We start from the raw sequence: 21137 nt of genomic DNA on the forward strand, positions 1-21137 counted from the left end.
CCGAAGAAAGACAACGCTGTCATGACTGATGTTGAGAACAAGCTGATCATCGGCACCGCCCCTGATTCCTGGGGCGTCTGGTTCCCGGACGACCCCCAGCAAACCCCGTGGGAACGGTTCCTTGATGAGGTAGCCGAATCCGGCTACAAGTGGATCGAACTGGGCCCGTACGGCTACCTCCCGAATGATCCGACCCGCCTGGCGGAGGAACTCAAGCAGCGTGACCTCAAGGTCACCGCGGGCACCGTCTTCACGGCCTTCCACCGCGGTGCCAAGCAGTACGACGAAGCCTGGGAACCCGCGCGCAAGGTAGCAGAACTGACCGCTGCCATGGGTGGTGAACACATTGTGGTTATTCCGGCGATGTGGCGCGATGACGTTACCGGTGAGGCGGTGGAGAACGGCGAACTGACAGACGAGCAGTGGGCTGATCTCTTCGCGGGCCACAACCGCATGGGCAAGGTTCTGCTGGAAGACTTCGGTTTGCACCAGCAGTTCCACTCGCACGCTGATTCGCATGTTGGCGCGCAGAAGGACATCGAAACCCTCCTCGCGGCAACCGATCCGCAGTACCTGAACCTGTGCCTGGACACCGGTCATGCAGAGTACTGTGGCGCGTCCAGCCTGGAGCTCATCAAGAACTACCCGGACCGCATCGGTTACCTGCACCTGAAGCAGATCAACCCGGAGATCCTCGCCGAGGTCAACGAGAAGAACATGACCTGGGCAGCTGCCAACCTTGCGGGCGTCATGACTGAGCCCCCGAATGGCCTTCCGGACCTGCGTGCAGTCATCGAAGCTGTCGAAGGGCTCAACCGGCCCATCTTCGGCATCGTGGAGCAGGACATGTACCCGGTAGCGTTCGATGTGCCGATGCCCATCGCCAAGCGAACCCGCAACTACCTGCTCTCCTGCGGTTCCCGCACGCGGGTCCAGTAGCGCCGCCCAGTAGCAATTCACAACAGAACCTCACGAAGGACAGAACAGTGACCAAGACTCTCCGCGTTGCCGTCATCGGTGCAGGCCGCATGGGTGCCGACCACATCAAGCGTCTCAGCAAGCGCATCCACGGCGCTGAAGTGGCCGCCGTCGTCGACGTCGACCTCGCCAGGGCGCAAGCCGCCATCCAGGGAATCGACGGCGCCGTGGCGCTGGCCAGTGCCGATGAGGCACTGAACAACGGCGACGTGAACGCCGTACTGATTGCCACCCCGGGATTCCTCCACGAGGAAATCCTCTACAAGGCACTCGAAAAGGATTTCCCGATCCTTTGCGAGAAGCCGCTGACCCCGGATGCCGAGAGCGCCTGGAAGGTTGTGCAAGCGGAGCTGGCCCTGGGCCACAAGCGCATCCAGGTGGGTTTCATGCGCCGTTTCGACGCCGAATACGCGGCGCTCGGATCGGTCATCCGCAACAGCGAACTGGGGGAGCTGCTGATGTTGCACCACCAGCACCGCAACCCGAGCACTCCTGAAGGCTTCACCAACGAAATGCTGATCAACGACTCCGTGGTGCACGAGTTCGACGCGATCCGCTACTTCACGGGCGAAGAGATCACATCCGTGCAGGTCCGCCTGGGCAAGGCAACGCGCAACGCCCCGAACGGCCAGCACGATCCCCAGCACGTGCTGCTGGAAACCGAGTCCGGTGTGCTCGCCGACGTCGAGATCTACGTCAACGCAAAGTTCGGCTACCAGGTGGCCACGCAGGCGTCCTTCGAGGACGGCATCGTAAGCATCGGTGGCGACTCCGGTCCCTACGTCCAGACTGCGGGCAAGTGGGGCGGCAATGTCACCCCGGGCTTCGAGGACCGTTTTGGTGCAGCGTACGACGTCGAGGTGCAGGCCTGGGTGGACGCCGCCCTTCGCGGCGAAATAGGCGGTCCGACCGCCTGGGACGGTTACGCCACCGCAGCGTGTTGCGAGGCCGGCGTCGAGGCCCAGAAGTCCGGCGAGAGGGTCAAGGTCCAGCTGAACACCAAGCCGGATCTGTACAAGTAGGCGCGGCATGAAAATCGCACTGGATCCCACACCGTTCCACCACAGCCACAGCCTGCTGGAGTTCCCGCGCGTCGCGGCAGACCTGGGCTACAAGTATCTCCAGATGACCCCGCACGCGGACCTCATCCCGTTCTTCAACCACCCCAAGGCAGACGACGAACTGGTGGGGAAGCTGAAAGCAGCATGCAAGGATGCCGGCGTCGAAATCGCCTCTGTCCTGCCCGTCCTGCGCTGGTCCGGCCCGGACGAGGACGCGCGGGAAGCCGCTGTCCGCTATTGGAAGCGCGCCATCCAGATTGCCGTGGACCTCGGCGTGCAGACGATGAACACCGAGTTCAGCGGGCGGCCCGAGAAGGCCGAGGAGTCCGAGCGGGCGTTCTACCGTTCCATGGAGGAGCTCCTGCCCATCATCGAACGCGAAGACATGGACGTGCTGATTGATCCGCACCCGGACGACTTCGTCGAGGATGGCCTGGCTGCGCTGCGCGTCATCCGCGGCGTCAACTCGCCGAACATCGGCATGGTCTACGTTGCGTCCCACACGTTCCACATGGGCAATAAGCCGCTGGAGATCATGCGGGCAGCAGGGGACAAGCTTCGCCTGGTGCATGTTTCGGACACCATGAACCACCACGCCTCGCATGGGTTGCGGTACATCACCAACCCGCCCGGCAACGCCGTCCGCGTCCACCAGCACCTGAAAATCGGCGACGGGGACGTCAACTGGAGCGAGTTCTTTGGCGGCCTGAAGGAGATCGGCTTCCTGGACAAGGCCAACACCGTGATGGTTTCCTCGGTCTTTGCCGAGGATGAGAATGCGGAAGATGTTTCCCGCTACCAGCTCAAGACGATGACGGATTACATCGCCCAGGTTTAGCACCTCGGTTTTTGTACAGCTAATGCCCCTAAGACGTGGTCTTAGGGGCATTAGCTGTACTAAAAACTCAGGCCGTGAACGGGAGCCTCGGGTCCACGTCCTGGCCCTCCCAGGTCTGGCGGATCCAGCCGTGGTGGGGGTCGTCGCTGATGAGCCATTCACGGACGCGGCCCGGGCCGGCCATCACGTTCAGGTAGTAGAGGTCGTAGCCAGGCGCTGCCATGGCGGGGCCGTGCCAGCCATAGGGCACCAGTACGACATCACCGGTACGGACCTCAGCCGAGACGTCGATCGGCCGCTCATCGGAGGCGTAGATGCGGGCGTGGCCGAAGGCGTCAGCGTCTTCAGGGGCGGGGGAGCCGGGCGCTACGCGCGTTTCGAAGTAGTAGATTTCCTCCAGGTTGGTCTCGCCGTCCTTCTCCTCATCGTGCTTGTGGGGAGGGTAGGAGGACCAGTTGCCGGCCGGAGTAATGACTTCGCAGACGATGAATCGGTCAGCTTCCAGGGCGGCGGGCGTGCCGAAGTTGTGGACCTGGCGGGAGCAGTTGCCCGCGCCCCGTAGCTCCACGGGCGTTTCCGCGGCGGTGATGAGCCTGGTTGGGTACCCGGCCTTGGCCGGTGCCGTCGCGACGGCGACGCGGCCGCCGTCGTTCGAGCTGATGGTGACTGCTTTTTCGATCCCCGTGTACAGGACGTCGCTTGGCCCGTGGAAAACGGACTCCCGGCCGGCAAGGCGGTAAGACTCGCCGTCGACCGTCACCGTGAAGGAGCCGCTCAGCGGCACCACGATGCGCTCTTCTGCCGCAGCGGGAAGTTCGACGGCGGCCCCCGCCGCGAGCGTCGCGGCCTTCAGTCCTGTGTGGGCCCAGCCGTCGACGGCGAGGTTCGAATCGGACGTTCCCAGCGAGATGTCCCATTTGCCGTCATTGGCTGTTCCCAGCGGGTAGACCCAGTTGGCCATAAGTAATTGTCCTTGCGTTAGCGCTGTACGAGTGTCATTTCAAAACTGTAGGAATCGGCGCGGTAGACGTGGTGGCCGGTTTCGACCATGCGTCCGGTGTCGTCCACCGCGGTGCGTTCCATGGTGACCAGGGCCGAGCCGACCTCGGCTTCGAGGAGGGGAGCCTGGTAGTCATTGGCGATCATGGCGCCGATGCGTTGGGAGGCGAGCCGGAAGTTCACGCCTCCGCGCCGAAGGATGGCGTAGAGTCCCTCGCTGGCAAGTTGTGCTTCGTCCATGCTGGTGATGTCGTCGCGGACCCAGTTTTCCATGAGTGCCAGGGGCTTGCCGCCCACTTTGCGCAGGCGCGTGAAGTGGTAAACCTTGGAGCCGGCGGGCAGTTGGAGGGCCGTGAGCGTAGCGGCATCGGCTTCGACATGCGAGAAGCTCAGGACCTCGGTGGTGGGTTTTTTGCCGTTGTTGCTGAGGTCATCGAACAGGCTGGAGAGTTCCAAGGGACGGCGAACCTGGCTGGAAACCACCTGCGTCCCCACACCGCGTTTGCGGACCAGGAGACCCGCGCGGACCAGCTCGTCCATGGCTTTGCGCATGGTGGGGCGGGACAGGTTGAGCTGCGCCGCGAGGTCGATCTCGTTGTCCAGGCGGCTCCCGGGTTCCAAGATGCCGCTGTGGATTGCAGCCTCAATGCCTTGGACCACCTGATGGTAAAGGGGGACGGGGGACGAACGATCGATGCTGAGACTGAGTTGGTTCGCCACTGGATTCTCCTAGACGCCTGCTGAAGGCCGGCCAGGGGAGCGGGATGTGGCTCCTCTGCCGGATGGAAGCGTATGTCCGCTCATGTTCTCTTGATAGGACATACTGCCTTTTTCTGATAATAGCAGCCGGGTTGGGGCCGTCAAGGATGGGTGCTCCATGGGGAGTGATTTGAGGTCTACACGAGGAGCTTACGTAAAAACATCCTAATGTCAGGACAAACTATTGACAAAGTGTGAGGCGAGTCACCATGATCGGTGTAGTGGGGAGATCCGGATACGAGTCTCCGGACCCCTCAACCTGAAATCAAAGGAGATAATGGTGGCAAAATTCTCATGGCGCAAAGCGGCGGTCGTCGCTGCAGTGGTTCCCTTGGTGGCACTGAGCGCCTGTTCGAGCCAGGGTGGCAAGCCGGCAGATTCGGGCGGGGGAGCAGCCGCTGGCCAGGTAGCCAGCACGGATAGGATCAAAGTCGCCCTGATTACGCACGCTGCCGCAGGCGACACCTTCTGGGACATCGTCCGCAAGGGTGCGGAGGAAGCCTCCGCGAAAGACAACGTTGAGCTCCTTTATACGAGCGACCCCGAAGCCGGCCGCCAAGCGCAGCTCGTCCAGCAGGCCATTGACCAGAAGGTCGATGGCATCGCCGTAACGCTGGCCACCCCTGACGCCTTGAAAGATGTTCTGAAGAAGGCCACCGACGCCGGAATCCCGGTGGTCAGCCTCAATGCCGGAGAGTCCGTCTCGGCCAAGCTCGGCGCCTTCACGCACTTCGGCTCCAACGAGCAACTGGCCGGTGAAGCTGTTGGTACAAGGCTCGCTTCCGAAGGCTACAAACACCCCGTATGCGTCATCCAGCAGCAGGGCCACGTTGGCCTTGAAGCACGTTGCGCCGGCGTCAAGGCCAAGGTTCCCGCCACAGAGATCCTCTACGTTGACGGCAAGGATATGACCGCGGTGCAGTCCACGGCGACGGCGAAGCTCCAGGCCGCCAAGGACGCGGACGTGATCATCGGACTCGGTGCCCCGATCACCCTGACCCTGCTCAAGTCCGTTTCCGACGCCGGAAGCTCCGCCAAGGTCGCGAGCTTCGACCTCAATGCCGACCTCGCGCAGAAGATCGTGGACGGCGCAGTGATTTTCACTGTTGACCAGCAGCCGTGGCTTCAGGGCTACATGTCGGTTGACTCCTTGTGGCAGGCAAAGCGCGGAGGCTTCAAGATCGGTGGCGGCCAGCCAGTCCTGACCGGTCCCACCATCGTGGACAAGTCCAACGCTTCCGACGTCCTCAAATTCGCCCAGCAGGGCGTCCGCTAGATCCCGGCATCAGGCTGCGCGGCGGGCAACCGCCGCGCAGCCTGGACAACAAGGAGTCACTCCCATGGCAAACACAGCAACCCTGCCGCCGGCGACATCGCCTGGTGATGAACGGGTCGGCCGACGCAACCCCTTCCAGAAATTCCTCGCCAGGCCCGAGGTCGGTGCCCTCGTAGGTGCCGTGGTCCTTTTCATCTTTTTCGCCTCGGTGTCCCAGACATTCACCCAGCCGAACGCCCTCGCCACCGTCCTTTACGGCTCATCGACCATCGGCATCATGGCGGTGGGAGTATCACTGCTGATGATCGGCGGTGAATTCGACCTCTCCACCGGCGTGGCCGTTATCTCTTCCGCCCTGACGGCCTCGCTCTTCAGTTGGAACTTCTCACTGAACGCATGGGTTGGGGTTGGCCTGGCCCTGGTTGTCTCACTGGGCATTGGCTTCATCAACGGCTGGATCCTGGTCAAGACCAAGCTCCCCAGCTTCATCGTTACCCTGGCAACGTTCCTGATGCTGACCGGCCTGAACCTGGCATTGACCAGGTTGATCGGTGGCAGTGTCTCCTCCCCGTCCATCTCCAAGCTTGACGGCTTCGAATCGGCACGCGCTGTCTTTGCCTCTTCCGTCAGCATTGGTGGCGTGGAAGTGAAGATCACCGTATTCTTCTGGATCGTTCTTGTTCTCATTGCCTCCTGGGTGCTCCTGCGCACGAAGGTAGGCAACTGGATCTTCGCCGTCGGTGGCGACGCCAACGCAGCCCGCGCCGTGGGTGTGCCGGTGACCAAGACCAAGATCGGCCTGTTCATGGCCGTGGGCTTCTGCGGCTGGATCCTGGGCATGCACAATCTCTTTGCCTTCGACGCCGTGCAGTCCGGTGAAGGCGTAGGCAACGAGTTCCTCTACATCATCGCCGCGGTCATCGGTGGCTGCCTCCTGACCGGTGGCTACGGCTCGGCAGTTGGCGGTGCGATCGGCGCCTTCATCTTCGGCATGGCCAACAAGGGCATTGTGTACGCACAATGGAATCCGGACTGGTTCAAGTTCTTCCTTGGCTTGATGCTCCTGCTGGCCACCATCGTCAACCTCATCGTCAAACGCCGGGCAGAGCTGAAGTAAGGGGCCGGAACCATGAATGCACAACAGATCGACCAGCAAACCCTGCTGAAAGACGAGAAGGATCCCTTGACGCACACACCGGTGCACCTGCTCTCACTCGATGGCATAGGCAAGCACTACGGCAACATCATCGCCCTTCGCGATGTCACCATGGCCGTGGACAATGGCCGCGTCACCTGTGTCCTGGGCGACAACGGCGCCGGAAAGTCAACGTTGATCAAGATCATCGCCGGACTGCACCAGCATGATGAAGGCACGTTGCAGGTGATGGGGGACGAGAGGAAGTTCAACTCACCCAGGGACGCCCTCGACGCCGGCATCGCCACCGTGTATCAAGACCTTGCTGTGGTCCCGCTGATGCCCATCTGGCGGAACTTCTTCCTGGGCTCCGAGCTGACCAGCGGGTTCGGCCCGTTCAAGAGCATGGATGTCCAGAAGATGAAGGACATCACCAAGAAGGAGCTCGCGGACATGGGCATCGACCTGCGTGATGTCGAGCAGCCCATCGGCCAGCTCTCCGGTGGTGAGCGCCAGTGTGTCGCCATTGCCCGGGCCGTCTACTTCGGCGCAAAAGTGCTGATCCTGGACGAACCGACGGCCGCGCTGGGAGTCAAGCAGTCCGGCGTCGTGCTCCGCTACATCCTGCAGGCGCGCGACCGCGGCCTCGGGGTTATCTTCATTACCCACAACCCGCACCACGCCTTCCCCGTGGGTGACCGGTTCCTGCTGCTCAAGCGCGGCAAGTCGATCGGCTACTACGACAAGAAGGACATCACGCTCGATGAGCTGACGGCCCAGATGGCCGGTGGCGCCGAGTTGGCCGAGCTGGCCCATGAGCTGGAACAGCTCGGCGGCCATTCCGACGCGCTTGAGGAAGTCAAAGCCGAGGTGGCCGACGTCGCCGACGCCGCGCCGGAGGCCACCACCAAGCGCCACTAGGCTGGCCTGCATCGATCCGCCCGGAGCCTGCAAGGGTTCCGGGCGGAGCCGTTCCTAGCGGACGGACGTAGTGCCGCGCAGTACCAGCGCTGGTTCAATCAGCTTTCGCTCCGGGTTCAGCGCCGGGTCCGCGATCCGGGCCAACAGCCTGTGTGCGGTGTCGATCCCTACGAGGTCGCTTCGGTTGTCCACGGACGTGAGGTCCAGGTAGCGGGATTTCGCCAAGGGCGAGTTGTCATAGCCGATCACGGAAACATCGTCAGGGACCGAGAGTCCCCGGGCCTTGAGGGCGGCGAAAGCGCCCAGCGCCATGGTGTCATTGGCGGCGAAGATCGCTGTGGTGTCCGGGTGGTGCTCCAGGAGCCACACTGCTGCGGCGTAGCCGTCTTCTTCCGACGTCCCGATGGATTCACTGATCACAGGCTCGACGCCGGCAGCCGCCACCGCGCGCAGGAAACCGGCCCGCCGGTGGGCGGAGGCGCCGTCGGAACCTGAGAGGTGGCCGATGCTGACATGCCCCAATTCCAACAGATGGTTGGCGGCCAGGCTGCCCCCTCCGTCGTCGTCGTTGGTGATCAGGTCGGCACCGTCCGGAACGCCCTTGCGCCATCCGGCCACCACGGTGGGAACCCACGTTCCCGCCAGCATTGCCTCGCTGGGTTCGGCGGCCAGCACCAGTGCGTCCACGTGCATGGCGAGCAATCCGTCAGTGGCTTCCTTGATGCGGTTCTCGCCGGGCCTGGAGTCCGCGAGCATCACCTGGTAGCCGAGGTCTGAAAGGACCGATTCCATGCCCCGGAGGAGGTCGACGAACCAGAGGTTCCGGTAGTCGTCAATGACCAGGCCGATGCTTTTGGTACGGCTGCTGGCCAGCGTGGTGGCAGCGCGGCTGGGCCTGTAGCCAAGTTCGGAGATCGCTTTTTGGACGGCGTTCCGGCGCTTCTCGCTGATCCTGTTGGGGTCCTTCAGGAACAAGGAAACCAACGACGGCGAGACGCCGGCCTGGGCGGCGACGTCATAGAGCGTGGGGCGTCGGGCAAGGGGACTTGTCTGCGTCTCGGGGCTTTTCAAGGGAATCTTCGATGCCTTTCGTCTCTGTCTTCGAGGATAGCCGGTCAGTCATTGACAGGACATATAGACATAGTTACGATCAAACCCAGCGTAGAAATTGTAGCGCTACAAAATCTGGCAAGCGCACTGTGTTGCGGTGAAAATTTCGAAGGAGAAATCAATGGCTGAAAGCCTCGGCGTAGCCGTTATCGGTGCAGGTATGGCGGGTAAGGCCCACGCTGCCGCGTACCGGACGGCCTCTGCGCTCTATAGTCCTGTTCTTCCGCAGGTGCGGCTGGTTTCGATTGGCGACGTCAACGCTGAATTCGGTTCACTGGCCGCGCGCCGGTTCGGGTACGAGCGGAACGATGCATCCTGGCAGGCCATTGCCGAGGCTGACGACATTGATGTTGTGAGTGTTGTCATCGCCAATTCGCTTCATCGGGAAGTCGTCGAAGGGCTGTTGGCTGCAGGGAAGCATGTCCTGTGCGAGAAGCCGCTCAGCGATACCCTGGACGATGCCCGGGTCATGGCCGAGGCCGCCCGTAGTGCGGAAGCCCGTGGAACCCTGGCGCGAATTGGCTTCACGTTCCGACGGACGCCTGGCATCGCCTACATTCGGGACCTGATCCGGAACGGGACCCTTGGCAACGTCCTGCACTTCAGCGGCCGCTACTGGACGGACTATGGCTTCAGCCCTGCGGCTCCTATGAGCTGGCGCTACAAGGGTGGGCCGGGCTCTGGTGCCCTGGCCGACGTCGGAAGCCATCTGACGTACGTCTCCGAGTTCCTTTGCGGAGACATCAGGTCCATCAGTGGGGGTCGCCTGACCACTGCGATCGACAAGCGGCCCCTGCCGCTCAGCGCGGTCATGGGCCATGACCACGTGGCTGTCAGCGACACCTACGAAGCCGTGGAGAACGACGACTACGCAGCCTTCAACGCGGAATTCGCCAGCGGCGCGGGCAGTTTCGAAGTCTCCCGCGTAGCGGCCGGCCATGCCAACAGCCTGCAGTTCGAGGTGTTTTGCGAGAACGGAGGCGCCAAGTTCGACCAGCGCCGTCCCAACGAAATCCAGCTGTTCCTCAATGATGGCCACGGGAGCCGGAACGGTTACCGTCAGGTGATCCTCGGCCCGGACCACCCTTACATCGCAGGCGGCCTGGCCATGGACGCACCCGAGGTTGGCTTTGGCCAGAACGACGCGTTCGGCTACCAGGCCAGGGCGTTCCTCGAAGAAGTTGCAGGACTGTCCGACGCGGAGTCCCTCCCTCGGTGCGCCACATTCGATGAAGGCGTACGCAACATGGAACTCCTTGGGGCCGTCACCGAATCCGCACTCAACAACGGAAAGAAGATCACGCTATGAAGCTCGGCGTTTACAACGCAATCCTCCATGACAGGCCACTTCCCGAGGCACTTAAGGTCATTGCCGACCTTGGCCTGACGGGAATCGAGATCAACACCGGAGGGTTCCTGCCGGCCGTGCACGTGCCCACATTCGACCAGATCCTGGAAAGCGATGCCGCGCGCGACGACTACCTGGCAATCTTTGATGGCACAGGTGTGTCGATTGCAGGCTTGAACTGCAACGGCAACCCGCTGCACCCGCGCCGCGAGATCGGCGAAAAGCACGCCGAGGACATTCGGCGGTCCATCCGCCTGGCAAGCCGCCTTGGACAGGGCCGCGTGGTGACCATGTCCGGGCTTCCCGGTGGCGAGCCTGGAGCAACCACCGTCAACTGGGTGGTCAACGCCTGGAATTCGGCAGCCCTGGATGTGCTGGATTATCAGTGGGGCGTGGCCGCTGAATTCTGGAAGGAAACCGACCGCCTGGCGGCAGACCACGACATCAAGGTGGCGCTGGAACTGCACCCGCAGAACATCGTGTTCAACACTGCGGACGTCTACAAGCTCATTGAACTCACCGGAGCCACCCATGTGGGTGTTGAACTCGATGCCTCGCACCTGTTCTGGCAACAGATGGATCCGGTGGCAGTGGTTCGGGAGCTTGGGCCGCTGGTGTTTCAGGCGGCGGCCAAGGACGTGCGGATCAATACGGAAAACGCGGCACTCTATGGTGTGCTGGACAACAGCTTCCGCCGGCTCACGGCCGATGAGAACCGCACCAACCTGGGCGGCGACGAGTGGGCCAACGAATGGCCGAAAAACTCCGCCTGGGACTTCGTTGCCCTGGGCCGCGGACATGACACCGCGTACTGGACTGAGTTCCTCCGGGCACTGTACGACGTTGATCCGAACATGCTGGTGAACATTGAGCACGAGGATGTCTCACTGGGACGCATCGAGGGCCTGGAAGTCGCTGCCAAAGTGCTCCGGGATGCCGATGCGGCGCTGGAGGAGTCGCTGAACGTTACCGCGTGATCAGGGCGACTTAAGGCATGACGGCGGCGCGGGGCTCTGGTGCCAAGTCATCAAACCCATTAAATCTTTGACAGGACAAACTGACAAGGTTTAGTCTCGCTTCAGCGTCTCATTCTGGAGACCACTTTCTGCTGCAGCGACGGAGACAGAACATGACGAACGTAGTGACCCTGGGCCTGGTGGGCGTCGGCCGGATCGGCGTGATGCACGCGAACAACATCAGCGCGCTGAACGGCTCGATGGCCCAGGACGGTGTACAGGTGCGATTGAAGCTGACCGATGTCGCGGAAGAGCATGCGCGCTCGGTCGCACGCAAGGTCGGTGCCGACTACTTGGGCTCCGTTGAGGAGTTGATCGCTTCCGGAGTAGACGGACTGGTCATCGCGACAGGAACCGCAACCCACCCGGACCTCATCCGGGCCGGTGTCGATGCAGGCATTCCCGTGTTCTGCGAAAAACCAGTGGCCGTAAACGTGGCGGAATCGCTCCCGGTCCTGGACTACATACGCGAGAAGAATGGCGTGGTCCAGATCGGCCACCAGCGCCGTTTCGACGCAGGCTACCTCGAAGCGAAACGCGCCTACGAAGCAGGAGAGCTCGGCTGGATACACTCGTTTCGGGCTGTTACTTGCGACATGACTCCGCCACCGGTGGAATTCCTCGCGACCTCCGGCGGCCTGTTCCGGGACTGTTCGGTGCACGACTTCGACATCCTGCGCTGGCTCACGGGCAAGGAAATCGTGGAGGTCTACGCCAAGGGCTCCAATAACGGCGACCCCGCAATCGGTGAGGTGGGCGATGTCGATACCGCCTTGGCGGTCGTGACGTTCGACGACGGCACGGTCGGCACGGTTTCGGCCAGCCGCTACAACGGGGCCGGGCATGATGTCCGGCTGGAACTCCAGGGCTCCGAAAGGTCCGTGCTGGTAGGCATGGATCCGCAGATGGCCATGCGCTCGGCTGAACCCGGAGTCTCGTTTCCAGCCGGTATGCCACATGCCACGTTCGCTGAACGCTTCGATCAGGCGTACCGCTCGGAGATGGCTGCCTTCGTGGAACTTGTGCTGGGTCAGCGCAAGAACCCTTGCACTCCGGACGACGCCGTGGCTGCATCCAAAGTGGCCGACGCAGCGCAGGAGTCACTGGAAACTGGGGCTCCGGTCAGGGTTTCCGCTTAGCCTCGTCGGGCTGGCTTCACCCGTCGAATCAGCCCATGCTATTGAGCCCGTGCTTATGTTTTGGGGGGTGTGTGGTGGTGGTTGCGTCTGGGTGTTTGGTGGGGGTCGATGTGTGGTGGGGGGATGAACCAGGGGGTGCCGGTTTCCATGGTGATGCGCCATTGTTCTTTGTGGATGAGGTGGTGGTGGTGGGAGCAGAGGAGGGTGCCGTTGTTGGTTCCTGTGGTGCCTTGGTGTGACCAGTAGGTGATGTGGTGGGCTTCGCACCAGGGTGCGGGGATGGTGCAGTCGGGGAAGGCGCAGCCGCCGTCGCGGGCGGTGATGGCTTTGCGGATGTGGGGTGGGAAGATCCGGCTGGTGCGGCCGATGTTGAGGATTTCGGAGTCGCTGCCGAGCACGACGGGGATGATGTCGGCGTCGCAGGCTATTTTGCGGATGGTGTTGGGGTGGATGGGGCCGGTGAACGTCGCGGTCCCGGTACTGATGCGCGGTCCCGCGGTAGTGCTGGTGCCCTGTCCGGTGGTGCCGGTGCCGGTGCCGGTGCCGGTGCTGGTGCCCTGTCCGGTGGTGCCGGTGCCGGTGCCCTGTCCGGTGGTGCTGGTGCTGGTGCCTGTGCTGGTGGGGTGGTGGCGGATGGTGTCGCAGAGGTCGCGGTAGTCGATGTTGACGGTGAGTTGGGGTCGGAGTCCGCCGTTGGAGGGTAGTTTCCCGGTGGTCATGGCCACGGCGCAGGCCCCGACGAGTCCGTCGAGGAGTTTCTGGGCGCGGGTTCGGCGGTCCAGTTCCGGGCCGGGGGAGCCGCTCTCTTGTCCCGGGCCGGCTTCGATGTGAGCCGTTGCTTTCGTGTTCGACGCTGCGGCGGCCAGCCCGTTGGCGGCGGTGGTATCCGTGCTGGTAGTGGTGCCCACGCTGGTGTCTGCGCTTGCCTGGGTATCTGTGCTTGCCTGGGCATCCCCACTGGTGGTGCCGGTGCTGGTGGTGGTGAGGCGGGGGTTGGTGGCGATGTTCATGGCGGTGGTGAGGGTTTCGTATTGTTCGGTGGTGGCGAAGATTTCGAGGTGGTGGAGTCCGTGGCGGCGTCGGCGGCGCAGGAACGCGCCTTGGAGTTGGCGGAGGGTTTCTTCGGGTGGTTCGGGGCCGTCTTGGTCGATCCGGTCGGTCCAGCGGTTGGCCATTTTAGTCACGAAGTCGGGGTCGGTTTCGGTCGCGGTGGTGGTCAGGGCGTGTTCCATCCGGGCGAGCAGCTCTGCCGGTGCGAGGTGGTGGACTTTGTCCAGGGCGGTGCTGATGATGGTCGCGGAGCGGGAGGAGATGGTGCCGTCGGCCAGGGCACCGGCGAGGTGTTCGCGGCGGGCGGGGATGTCCTGCCCGGTGATTCCTGTCTGGGGTAGGACGTTGGGGGTCAGGGCGAGGCGTCGGCGGGCTTCACCGATCCCGATCCGTAACCGGGCCCGCAGGAACTCCGCGGCGTTCCGGTACCCGTCATCCAACACACTACCCACCGCGCTGGATGCCCTGGCGGGGGCTTGGGTGGCAGCAGCGGAGTCCGAATCGGCGGATGGCGTGACTGGTTCGGTCCACCCGGTCCGCCACTGCGGCGCTACCGCCGAACCGCCAGACCCGGCCTGCCGCGCAGACCCGCCCGCCCGCGATTCGACCTGTGCCGCCTCGCGCCGGGTCCGCTCCACTGCCTGCGCCGCGACCACCTGCACGTACTCCAACTGCCGCGACAGATCCTCGACCCTGCCCGCGAAATCCGCGGCCTCAGCGAACCCAAACAACCGGGCATCAGCGGCAACCGAGGCACGCAACTCAGCCAACGCCTCCGACGCATCGTCAAGGGAAGAGCCCACGGCCACGGCAAGCGCATCTTCGATATCGTGCCGGGGATAGGGGAAACCGGTGGACGGCGCCACTCCCTGGCCCGGAGACGCTGTCCCAGGTTCCACGAGTTGCTCGATTCCGTCCATGGATCAAGCCTGTCACCGCATCAAAATGACCATAAGTCCTGAATCACCGTATGTGGACAACCTGCCGCAGGCGCAGAACCCAGCCAAACGGCTGCGTATTCTGGGGGCATGCTGCTGCTCGTGGATCTCGACAACACCCTTGTGGACAGGGCCGCCGCCTTCAATGCCTGGGCGTCGTCCTTCATCGGCACGCTTGGGGGATCCGCTTCGGACATGACATGGCTCATCGAGGCAGACCGGGACGGCTACGAACCCCGCGACTCCCTGGCCCGTGCCATTGGGGAACGATTCGAGGACGCGCCGGATCCCGGGACGATTGTCCAGATGCTGCTCTTTGATCACGTGCCCTTGATGACCATGGACGAGGGCGCTGTGACCGCACTCCGGGATGCCCGTGAATCAGGATGGAAAATAGGCATCGTGACCAACGGCGCAACGGAACAACAGACGCTCAAAGTCCGTAATCTCGGCCTCGAATCCTACGTGGACGCTGTCATCATTTCCGAGGCCGTAGGCGTGAAGAAGCCGGACGCAGAAATTTTCCACCTCGCGGCCAACAGCTTGGGCGAATCTGTGAATATGGGCTGGATGATCGGCGATCACCCGACGGCGGACATCGTCGGCGGCAGAGGTGCGGGCCTGAAAACCGGCTGGATATCCCGAGGCGAAACGTGGCCTGAGGGCATAACCGCTCCGAACCTTGCGGCTCCAACCGTTGCGGAAGCCATCAATGCCGCCCTTACATGGGGCCCCGCCTGACCGGCAGCCCACGCTAACTCGCCAAACCGCCACGGCGTCAAAACCGGAAAGCGCCCGACGGCGGCAGGTCGCCGTCGTACGTTGTTCGCCTCAGGTACGGGTTCCGGGAGCGGTTGTTACGGCGCCTGCGAAGCCGCCGCTGCCGGTTCGAGGTCAGCGAGGGTGAGCGGGTGCGCAGGGGTGTCTGGGAAGGTGACGACGGATGTCGCCGCCAAGTCCGGCCCAACGTGCACCAGTTCGCCGGATGACATGGGCCGCCAGCCAGGGTCTTGGTCCATGGGTTCGGTGGCGAAAAGGACATGCGGGGACTGGGAGAGCTCGGCGCTGCGGGATCGGATTCGCTCGCTGTGGGCGTCGAGTGGGCTGGGCTTGCTGGAGGGGTGCCGTTCAAGGATGTAGAGCGCGTGGGTGTCCGGGTACCGGAGGGCCCACATATCCGTTGCAGTCGTCAGGATGAAATTGAGGCTGAACACCGGCAGTTCCTTGGCGATCCAGCTGACGGCGGTCACAATGCCGGCGTGGACATCCCCATGGGCGGCCCGGGTTTCTGCGGTGATGAGCGCGAAAAGACGCTCGCTGTCCGATTGGCCCAGCACCAGGTCCATGGCCTTGAGCTCAACAAGGCGGCGATCAAGTTTTTCGAGGCCGCGGAGCACCCCGTTGTGCGCAAAGAGCCGGCCGTCCTGTTCGAAGGGGTGCGTATTGACCATGGTGAGGGCGCCGGTGCTGGCGTACCGCACGTGCGCCAGGAAGGTGGTGCTCTTCAGGTCGCGGGCTTCGCGGGCGAAGGCGTGGTCCTCCCATGCTGCCAACGGCTGTTTGGCCACGTGGGGTTTCCCGTCCACCCCAAATGTCCCGATCCCGGCGCCGTCCGGTTCCCGACGGCTTTGGACTGAGAGGCTATCGGGAGCGTTCAAGAGCCAAAAGGTTGCCCGCACTGGTTGGGCGCCGGCATGAAGACCGAAAAGTCGACACATAAGAAAGCCTCCTGCGCGTGGGTCAGTGGTGGAAACCTTCGGGCTGCTTGTCCGGGGGCATCGGGGACGTGAGGCTGTCCAGGTAGTCCACCGCCTTGGTGAGATCGGCGAGGAAACTGGAAGCGAGATCGCGGGTGAATCCGTTCCGGACAACGATTCTCTGGACCGTTACCTCGCTCAACCCGTCAGGCAGTGGGTAGGCGGGCACCAGCCAGCCATTCATCCGCAGGCGCTCGGAAAGGTGGTGGAGGTTCCAGTGCTCGGTGTAGCCCTCCGTGAGTTGCCAGGCGAAAACGGGGATATCGGAACCATCGCTCCAGAGGGTGAAAGCTTCCATGGCTCCGATTTCGCTGGAGAGGTACAGTGCCACGTCGCGGGAAGTAGCCTGGACGGCCCTGTACCCGGCAAAGCCGAGCCGGAGGAAAAGGTAGTACTGCAGGAGCACCTGGGCTCCGGGCCGGGAAAAGTTCAAGGCGAACGTGGGCATGTCGCCTCCGAGGTAGCTGACGTGGAAGATCAGGTCCTCGGGGAGCGCATCGGCATCCCGCCACACCACCCAGCCCAGACCCGGGTACACCAGGCCGTATTTATGTCCGGAGGTGTTGATCGAGGCGACGCGGGGGAGCCTGAAATCCCACACTGTTCCGGGCTGCAGGAACGGCGCGACCATCGCGCCTGAAGCGCCGTCAACGTGGATAGGGATATCAAGGCCGCGGCGTGCCTGGATTTCATCCAGCGCGTCTGAGATGAGCTGTACAGGCTCGTAACGCCCGGTGTAGGTGACGCCCAGGATGGCGACGACGCCGATGGTGTTTTCATCCACGTACTGGTCCAGGTCATGGCCGTCCAGCATGGGGTGCTCAGCCGAGACCGGAACAAAGCGGGGCTCGACCTCCCAGTAATTGCAGAACTTTTCCCAGCACACCTGAACGGCTGAGCTCAGGACGAGGTTGGGTTTGTCAGTGGTCTTGCCCTCGGCACGCCGGGCGTGTTGCCAGCGGCGCTTCAAGGCCAGGCCGCCCAGCATGCACGCTTCGGAGGATCCGATGGTGGACGTGCCAATACTCTTCCCGGGATCCGGCGAGTTCCATAGGTCGGCGAGCATCCGCCAGCACCGCGTCTCGATAAGTGCTGTCTGCGGGTATTCGTCCTTGTCGATCATGTTCTTGTCGAACGTCTCGGCGTACAGCGTGGAGGCTTCCGTTTCCATCCACGTCCCGACGAAGGTTGCCAGGTTCAGCCTGGAATTGCCGTCCAGCATGGCTTCGTCGTGGACAACCTGGTACGCGGTGGCTGGCAGTGATTCGCCTTCCGGAAGGGTGAACCGCGGAAAAATGGTGGATTCTCCCGGCCTGCTGAATAGGGGATTGAGTTCGACGGCGGTATCCGGTTCGTGGTGGGACGTTTGGTGGGATCTGCTCATGGGCCGGCTCCTTGGATTCGTTCGCTCACGGCGGGGCAAGCGGGGCAAGTGGGGCAGGTGGCGCAACTCGTCTGCGGCTCACGCTACCCGGGGTGGGCCGCGCACCCAAGCCTTGCGTGCTTTCAATCGCCGCAGCTGCACGCATCCTGGGAAATGGCCCGGAACCTTGTCAGGAATCGCCGAAGAGGGCTTGCCAAAGAAACAGTAAGCATGCTTATGGTATTGGTGTTCCTTAAAGCTGACGGGTTGAAACTTCCCCGTTCCAGCGACCGGAAACCATGCCTGGTGATGCAGACCGCTTGGCGATCCATACAAGAGAACCGCATTCCAAGGAGATAATCATGCTCGCGAGGGAAAACATTGACCGTTTGATGGGCCTGAACGGAAACGTCCGCACCACAGAAGGTGACAAGGTTGGGTCCATCGGCACGTTCTACACCGACGACGACACGGGTGAGCCCACGTGGGTCACCGTCAAGACAGGCCTCTTCGGCAGCTCGGAGTCGTTCATCCCCTTGAGGGAAGCCTCGGTGGAGGGTGACGACGTAGTGGTCCCCTTCAGCAAGGACCACATCAAGGATGCCCCGCGGGTCGCCGAGGACGGTCACCTGGATCCGGGTGAGGAAAGCCGGCTCTATAACCACTACGGGCTTGAGGGCGACTACGGCACCACCGGGACCAACGGGCAGGACGGATACTCGCGCGGCACGGATTACGCCGACGCCGGCACCGCCACCACCGGCACGCGTACCGCAGGGACCGCAGCCACCACCGGCACAGCAGACAGCACCGTCGGCACCAATCGCGACGACGCCGCCATGACCCGCTCGGAAGAGCGGCTGAACGTCGGCACCGAGAAGCAGGCCACCGGCCGGGCGCGCCTGCGCAAGTACATCACCACTGAAAACGTCACCACTACCGTTCCCGTGGAGCGCGAGGAAGTCCGAGTGGAGCGCGAGCCCATCACCGATGCCAACGCGGGCGACGCTATGTCCGGTCCGGACCTCACCGAGAGCGAGCACGAAGTAACCCTTCACGAGGAACGCCCGGTGGTGGAAAAGGAGACTGTCCCGGTCGAGCGCGTACGCCTCGAAAAGGACACGGTCAGGGATGACGTCCGGGTTGAAGACGAAGTACGGAAGGAACGTATCGACACCGAAGGGACCGGTAGGGACGAGACCCGTCGCTGACCCTCCGGAGCGCGCGACGGCGCACCGTAGGTGAGGCGAGCCTCTGGTGCGAACAGCGTCCGACGGCGGGAGGCCGCCGTCGGACGCCCGCCAACCGCCGGTCGGTGGAACAGTCGGCCGCGAAGCAATTGCCGCTATCGCAAAAGCACCCACGATGGGACGATTTTGGTATGGGCGATCAAGAGAAACACGAGCCCGCTGAGCCGGCAGGCATTGCGTCAGAGGATGCGGGAGCTCCAACGACCCAACAGATGCGCACGGTCGGTCAACGCAGGCGCGAAGCCGAACGCAAGCTGGACCTGCATCTGGAGGAGGCCCGCCACAAGGGTGAAGCTACTGAAGACGGGGATCATTCCGAAGGGTAGGGCCGCTGGAGGGCCCGGCGCTGCCAAACGGAGTATCGCTCTTGCGGGCTTCTCCGTGATGCAGCTGCAGGGCACTGTGAATAAGCGGGAAATGGCTGAACGCCTGGGGAGTGTTGCCCAGCTGCCGATTCGTGCGGGGATCCCACTCTTCGCTAAGCAGGCCGACATCGTTGCGCAGGCTGAGCAGCCGCTCGAAAAGTTCCGTCGCTTCGTCAGTGCGCCCAATACCCAGGAGTGCGTCCACCAACCAGAAGGAGCAGGCCAGGAAGACGCCTTCGTCCCCGGGAAGTCCGTCGTGGCCTGACTGGGTCCGGTACCTGAGAACCAAGCCGTCTTCCGTCAAGCCCTTCTGGATGGCATCCACGGTCCCTGTCACGCGCGGATGTCGGTGGGGGAGGAACCCGACGCGGGGGATCAGCAGCAGGCTCGCGTCCAGTTCCTTGCTGCCGTAGGACTGGACAAAGCTGTTGAGGTCCTCGTCGAAGCCCTTGGTCATGACGTCGTTGTGGATTTCGCTGCGGAGCGCCGCCCAGCGGTCATGTGGGCCGGGCAATCCGGATGTCCGCACCGCCTTGACCATGCGGTCCGCGGCTACCCAGGCCATGACCTTGGAGTGGGTGAAATGCCGGCGGGGGCCGCGCATTTCCCATAGCCCGTTGTCGGGCTGGTTCCAGGCTCCTTCAAGGAATTCCATCAGCGCCACCTGGATGTCCCAGGAATTGTCCACGGTGCCGTCGGCGGAAGCTGCCCGGGTCAGGGAAAGGCCGTCCAGGACCTCACCCCAGACGTCCAGCTGCAGCTGCGGAGCGGCGGCATTTCCGGTGCGGACGGGCATGGAGCCTTCGTAACCCGAAAGCCATGGGATGCTCGCCTCCGGAAGCCTGCGGGCGCCGTCGAGTCCGTACACAATCTGGAGTTGCGACGGGTCGCCGGCGATGGCGCGGAGCAGCCAATCCCGCCAGGCCGAGGCCTCTTCCGTGTAGCCGGCGGCGAGGAGGGACTGCAGGGTAAGTGTTGCATCGCGAAGCCAGCAGAAGCGGTAGTCCCAGTTCCGTGGCCCGCCGATCTGTTCGGGAAGGGACGTGGTGGCCGCCGCCACGATGCCGCCGGTGGGCTCGTAGGTGAGGGCCTTGAGGGTGATCAGGGATCTCTCCACCGGCTCCTTGTACTTCCCCGCTATCTTGCTGCGGCCTATCCACTCCAGCCAGTACGATTCCGTGGCATTGAGGGCCCGAAGGGGATCGATCCGCCGTGGTTCGCGCTCGTGGCTTGGAGCCCACCGCAGGACGAACGGCACTTGCTCGCCGGCGCGGACGGTGAAGTCGCTGAAGGTGCGGTTGTCCCGTCCCTCGAGCGGGGCGTGGGTGGTGAGGTAGGCCGAATCGGGTCCGGCCACGGCGCTGATGCCATGCTTGCCGTGCCGCACCCAGGGGATCACGCTGCCGTAATCGAAGCGCAGGACCAATTCCATGTGCATGTCTACTTCGCCGGACAAACCCTCGACGATCCGCACCAGGTCCACGGCGTCGTCGCGGACCGGCATGAAGTCGATGACCTTCACTGAGCCGCCGTCAACTTCCCACACCGTTTCCAGGATGAGGGTGTCCTCCCGGTATTGGCGGCGGGTGCAGTTGCCGCCGTCGGGAGTGCCGGCAGGTGCCAGGAGCCATCGGCCCGCCTCAGGCTTGTCCAACAACGCCGCGAAGCAGGCAGGGGAGTCGAACCTCGGCAGGCACATCCAGTCAATGGACCCGCTGAGCCCCACCAGGGCGGCAGTGTTCAGGTCCCCGATAATTGCGTAGTCCTCGATCCTCGCCATGGAACAGATCCTAGTCTGCGGGTCCGTGAAGACGCCCAAGGGTCTGGCCACACT

Annotated in this window: 18 protein-coding genes; 11 read left to right on the top strand and 7 right to left on the bottom strand. The window is 63.2% G+C overall.

Going from position 1 to position 21137, the window contains the following annotated elements; translation table 11 throughout:
- Positions 1–21: 21 nt before the first annotated feature.
- Genes PJL15_RS10015 through PJL15_RS10025 form a run of 3 tightly spaced genes read left to right on the top strand, consistent with a single transcriptional unit; the run spans position 22 to position 2877 of the window.
- Positions 22–939 carry a sugar phosphate isomerase/epimerase family protein gene (locus tag PJL15_RS10015; protein ID WP_281450997.1) on the top strand — a complete coding sequence of 306 codons (918 nt, stop codon included), beginning with the start codon at positions 22–24 and terminating at the stop codon, positions 937–939.
- Between the two features lie 47 nt (positions 940–986).
- Entirely contained in the window at positions 987–2000 is a 1014-nt protein-coding gene (locus PJL15_RS10020) for a Gfo/Idh/MocA family protein (protein ID WP_281450998.1), read from the top strand.
- A gap of 7 nt (positions 2001–2007) precedes the next feature.
- A complete protein-coding gene (locus PJL15_RS10025; RefSeq protein ID WP_281450999.1) occupies positions 2008–2877 on the top strand; it encodes a sugar phosphate isomerase/epimerase family protein in 870 nt (289 codons plus the stop codon).
- 67 nt (positions 2878–2944) lie between these two features.
- Here the strand turns inward: PJL15_RS10025 and iolB are convergent, their stop codons facing one another.
- On the bottom strand, positions 2945–3838 hold the full coding sequence (gene iolB / locus PJL15_RS10030) for a 5-deoxy-glucuronate isomerase (protein ID WP_281451000.1): 894 nt from the start codon (positions 3836–3838) through the stop codon (positions 2945–2947).
- Between the two features lie 17 nt (positions 3839–3855).
- Positions 3856–4596, bottom strand: a complete 741-nt coding sequence (locus PJL15_RS10035) for a GntR family transcriptional regulator (protein WP_281451001.1) — start codon at positions 4594–4596, stop codon at positions 3856–3858.
- 319 nt (positions 4597–4915) lie between these two features.
- Here PJL15_RS10035 and PJL15_RS10040 point away from each other — a divergent pair, with 319 nt between their 5' ends.
- The 3 genes from PJL15_RS10040 (at position 4916) to PJL15_RS10050 (ending at position 7967) form a co-directional block, all read left to right on the top strand.
- Positions 4916–5911 (top strand): substrate-binding domain-containing protein, encoded by a 996-nt coding sequence (locus tag PJL15_RS10040; protein WP_281451068.1) that lies wholly within the window; start codon positions 4916–4918, stop codon positions 5909–5911.
- A gap of 64 nt (positions 5912–5975) precedes the next feature.
- Positions 5976–7028, top strand: a complete 1053-nt coding sequence (locus PJL15_RS10045; protein WP_018779626.1) for an ABC transporter permease — start codon at positions 5976–5978, stop codon at positions 7026–7028.
- A gap of 12 nt (positions 7029–7040) precedes the next feature.
- Positions 7041–7967, top strand: a complete 927-nt coding sequence (locus PJL15_RS10050) for an ATP-binding cassette domain-containing protein (RefSeq protein WP_281451002.1) — start codon at positions 7041–7043, stop codon at positions 7965–7967.
- Positions 7968–8021: 54 nt separating this feature from the next.
- On the opposite strand, the gene PJL15_RS10055 is transcribed toward PJL15_RS10050, so the two are convergent.
- Positions 8022–9038, bottom strand: a complete 1017-nt coding sequence (locus PJL15_RS10055) for a LacI family DNA-binding transcriptional regulator (RefSeq protein WP_281451003.1) — start codon at positions 9036–9038, stop codon at positions 8022–8024.
- Between the two features lie 160 nt (positions 9039–9198).
- Between PJL15_RS10055 and PJL15_RS10060 the strand changes: the two genes are divergently transcribed.
- The 3 genes from PJL15_RS10060 to PJL15_RS10070 all read left to right on the top strand — a co-directional run bounded on the left by PJL15_RS10060 (position 9199) and on the right by PJL15_RS10070 (position 12580).
- Complete coding sequence (locus PJL15_RS10060) at positions 9199–10386, top strand: Gfo/Idh/MocA family protein (protein WP_281451004.1); 1188 nt, start codon at positions 9199–9201, stop codon at positions 10384–10386.
- A complete protein-coding gene (locus PJL15_RS10065) occupies positions 10383–11402 on the top strand; it encodes a sugar phosphate isomerase/epimerase family protein (protein ID WP_281451005.1) in 1020 nt (339 codons plus the stop codon). Before PJL15_RS10060 ends, PJL15_RS10065 begins: the two co-directional genes overlap by 4 nt.
- A gap of 152 nt (positions 11403–11554) precedes the next feature.
- Entirely contained in the window at positions 11555–12580 is a 1026-nt protein-coding gene (locus PJL15_RS10070) for a Gfo/Idh/MocA family protein (RefSeq protein WP_281451006.1), read from the top strand.
- Positions 12581–12633: 53 nt separating this feature from the next.
- Here the strand turns inward: PJL15_RS10070 and PJL15_RS10075 are convergent, their stop codons facing one another.
- On the bottom strand, positions 12634–14550 hold the full coding sequence (locus PJL15_RS10075) for an HNH endonuclease signature motif containing protein (RefSeq protein ID WP_281451007.1): 1917 nt from the start codon (positions 14548–14550) through the stop codon (positions 12634–12636).
- 108 nt (positions 14551–14658) lie between these two features.
- Between PJL15_RS10075 and PJL15_RS10080 the strand changes: the two genes are divergently transcribed.
- The gene (locus tag PJL15_RS10080; RefSeq protein ID WP_281451008.1) at positions 14659–15309 is read left to right on the top strand and encodes an HAD family hydrolase; all 651 of its coding nucleotides are present in this window, start codon (positions 14659–14661) and stop codon (positions 15307–15309) included.
- A 116-nt stretch (positions 15310–15425) separates the two neighbouring features.
- Here PJL15_RS10080 and PJL15_RS10085 read toward each other — a convergent pair whose 3' ends face one another.
- Entirely contained in the window at positions 15426–16286 is an 861-nt protein-coding gene (locus PJL15_RS10085; RefSeq protein ID WP_281451009.1) for a class II glutamine amidotransferase, read from the bottom strand.
- Between the two features lie 22 nt (positions 16287–16308).
- Positions 16309–17709: a glutamate decarboxylase gene (locus tag PJL15_RS10090; RefSeq protein WP_281451010.1), complete on the bottom strand. Its 1401-nt coding sequence runs from the start codon at positions 17707–17709 to the stop codon at positions 16309–16311.
- Positions 17710–18050: 341 nt separating this feature from the next.
- Between PJL15_RS10090 and PJL15_RS10095 the strand changes: the two genes are divergently transcribed.
- Entirely contained in the window at positions 18051–18899 is an 849-nt protein-coding gene (locus tag PJL15_RS10095) for a PRC and DUF2382 domain-containing protein (RefSeq protein WP_281451011.1), read from the top strand.
- Between the two features lie 333 nt (positions 18900–19232).
- Here PJL15_RS10095 and PJL15_RS10100 read toward each other — a convergent pair whose 3' ends face one another.
- Complete coding sequence (locus tag PJL15_RS10100; protein ID WP_281451012.1) at positions 19233–21083, bottom strand: glycoside hydrolase family 15 protein; 1851 nt, start codon at positions 21081–21083, stop codon at positions 19233–19235.
- Between the last annotated feature and the right edge of the window lie 54 nt (positions 21084–21137).

Origin of the sequence: Paenarthrobacter nitroguajacolicus, from assembly GCF_029952445.1 — a bacterium.
Taxonomy (GTDB): domain Bacteria; phylum Actinomycetota; class Actinomycetes; order Actinomycetales; family Micrococcaceae; genus Arthrobacter; species Arthrobacter nitroguajacolicus_B.

Excerpts from the sequence above, each read along its gene's own strand:
- PJL15_RS10015 (WP_281450997.1), top strand. The coding sequence starts at position 22 with ATGACTGATGTTGAGAACAAGCTGATCATCGGCACCGCCCCTGATTCC.
- PJL15_RS10025 (WP_281450999.1), top strand. The coding sequence starts at position 2,008 with ATGAAAATCGCACTGGATCCCACACCGTTCCACCACAGCCACAGCCTG.
- iolB (WP_281451000.1), bottom strand. The coding sequence starts at position 3,838 with ATGGCCAACTGGGTCTACCCGCTGGGAACAGCCAATGACGGCAAATGG.
- PJL15_RS10045 (WP_018779626.1), top strand. The coding sequence starts at position 5,976 with ATGGCAAACACAGCAACCCTGCCGCCGGCGACATCGCCTGGTGATGAA.
- PJL15_RS10050 (WP_281451002.1), top strand. The coding sequence starts at position 7,041 with ATGAATGCACAACAGATCGACCAGCAAACCCTGCTGAAAGACGAGAAG.
- PJL15_RS10060 (WP_281451004.1), top strand. The coding sequence starts at position 9,199 with ATGGCTGAAAGCCTCGGCGTAGCCGTTATCGGTGCAGGTATGGCGGGT.
- PJL15_RS10065 (WP_281451005.1), top strand. The coding sequence starts at position 10,383 with ATGAAGCTCGGCGTTTACAACGCAATCCTCCATGACAGGCCACTTCCC.
- PJL15_RS10070 (WP_281451006.1), top strand. The coding sequence starts at position 11,555 with ATGACGAACGTAGTGACCCTGGGCCTGGTGGGCGTCGGCCGGATCGGC.
- PJL15_RS10075 (WP_281451007.1), bottom strand. The coding sequence starts at position 14,550 with ATGGACGGAATCGAGCAACTCGTGGAACCTGGGACAGCGTCTCCGGGC.
- PJL15_RS10080 (WP_281451008.1), top strand. The coding sequence starts at position 14,659 with ATGCTGCTGCTCGTGGATCTCGACAACACCCTTGTGGACAGGGCCGCC.
- PJL15_RS10085 (WP_281451009.1), bottom strand. The coding sequence starts at position 16,286 with ATGTGTCGACTTTTCGGTCTTCATGCCGGCGCCCAACCAGTGCGGGCA.
- PJL15_RS10090 (WP_281451010.1), bottom strand. The coding sequence starts at position 17,709 with ATGAGCAGATCCCACCAAACGTCCCACCACGAACCGGATACCGCCGTC.
- PJL15_RS10095 (WP_281451011.1), top strand. The coding sequence starts at position 18,051 with ATGCTCGCGAGGGAAAACATTGACCGTTTGATGGGCCTGAACGGAAAC.
- PJL15_RS10100 (WP_281451012.1), bottom strand. The coding sequence starts at position 21,083 with ATGGCGAGGATCGAGGACTACGCAATTATCGGGGACCTGAACACTGCC.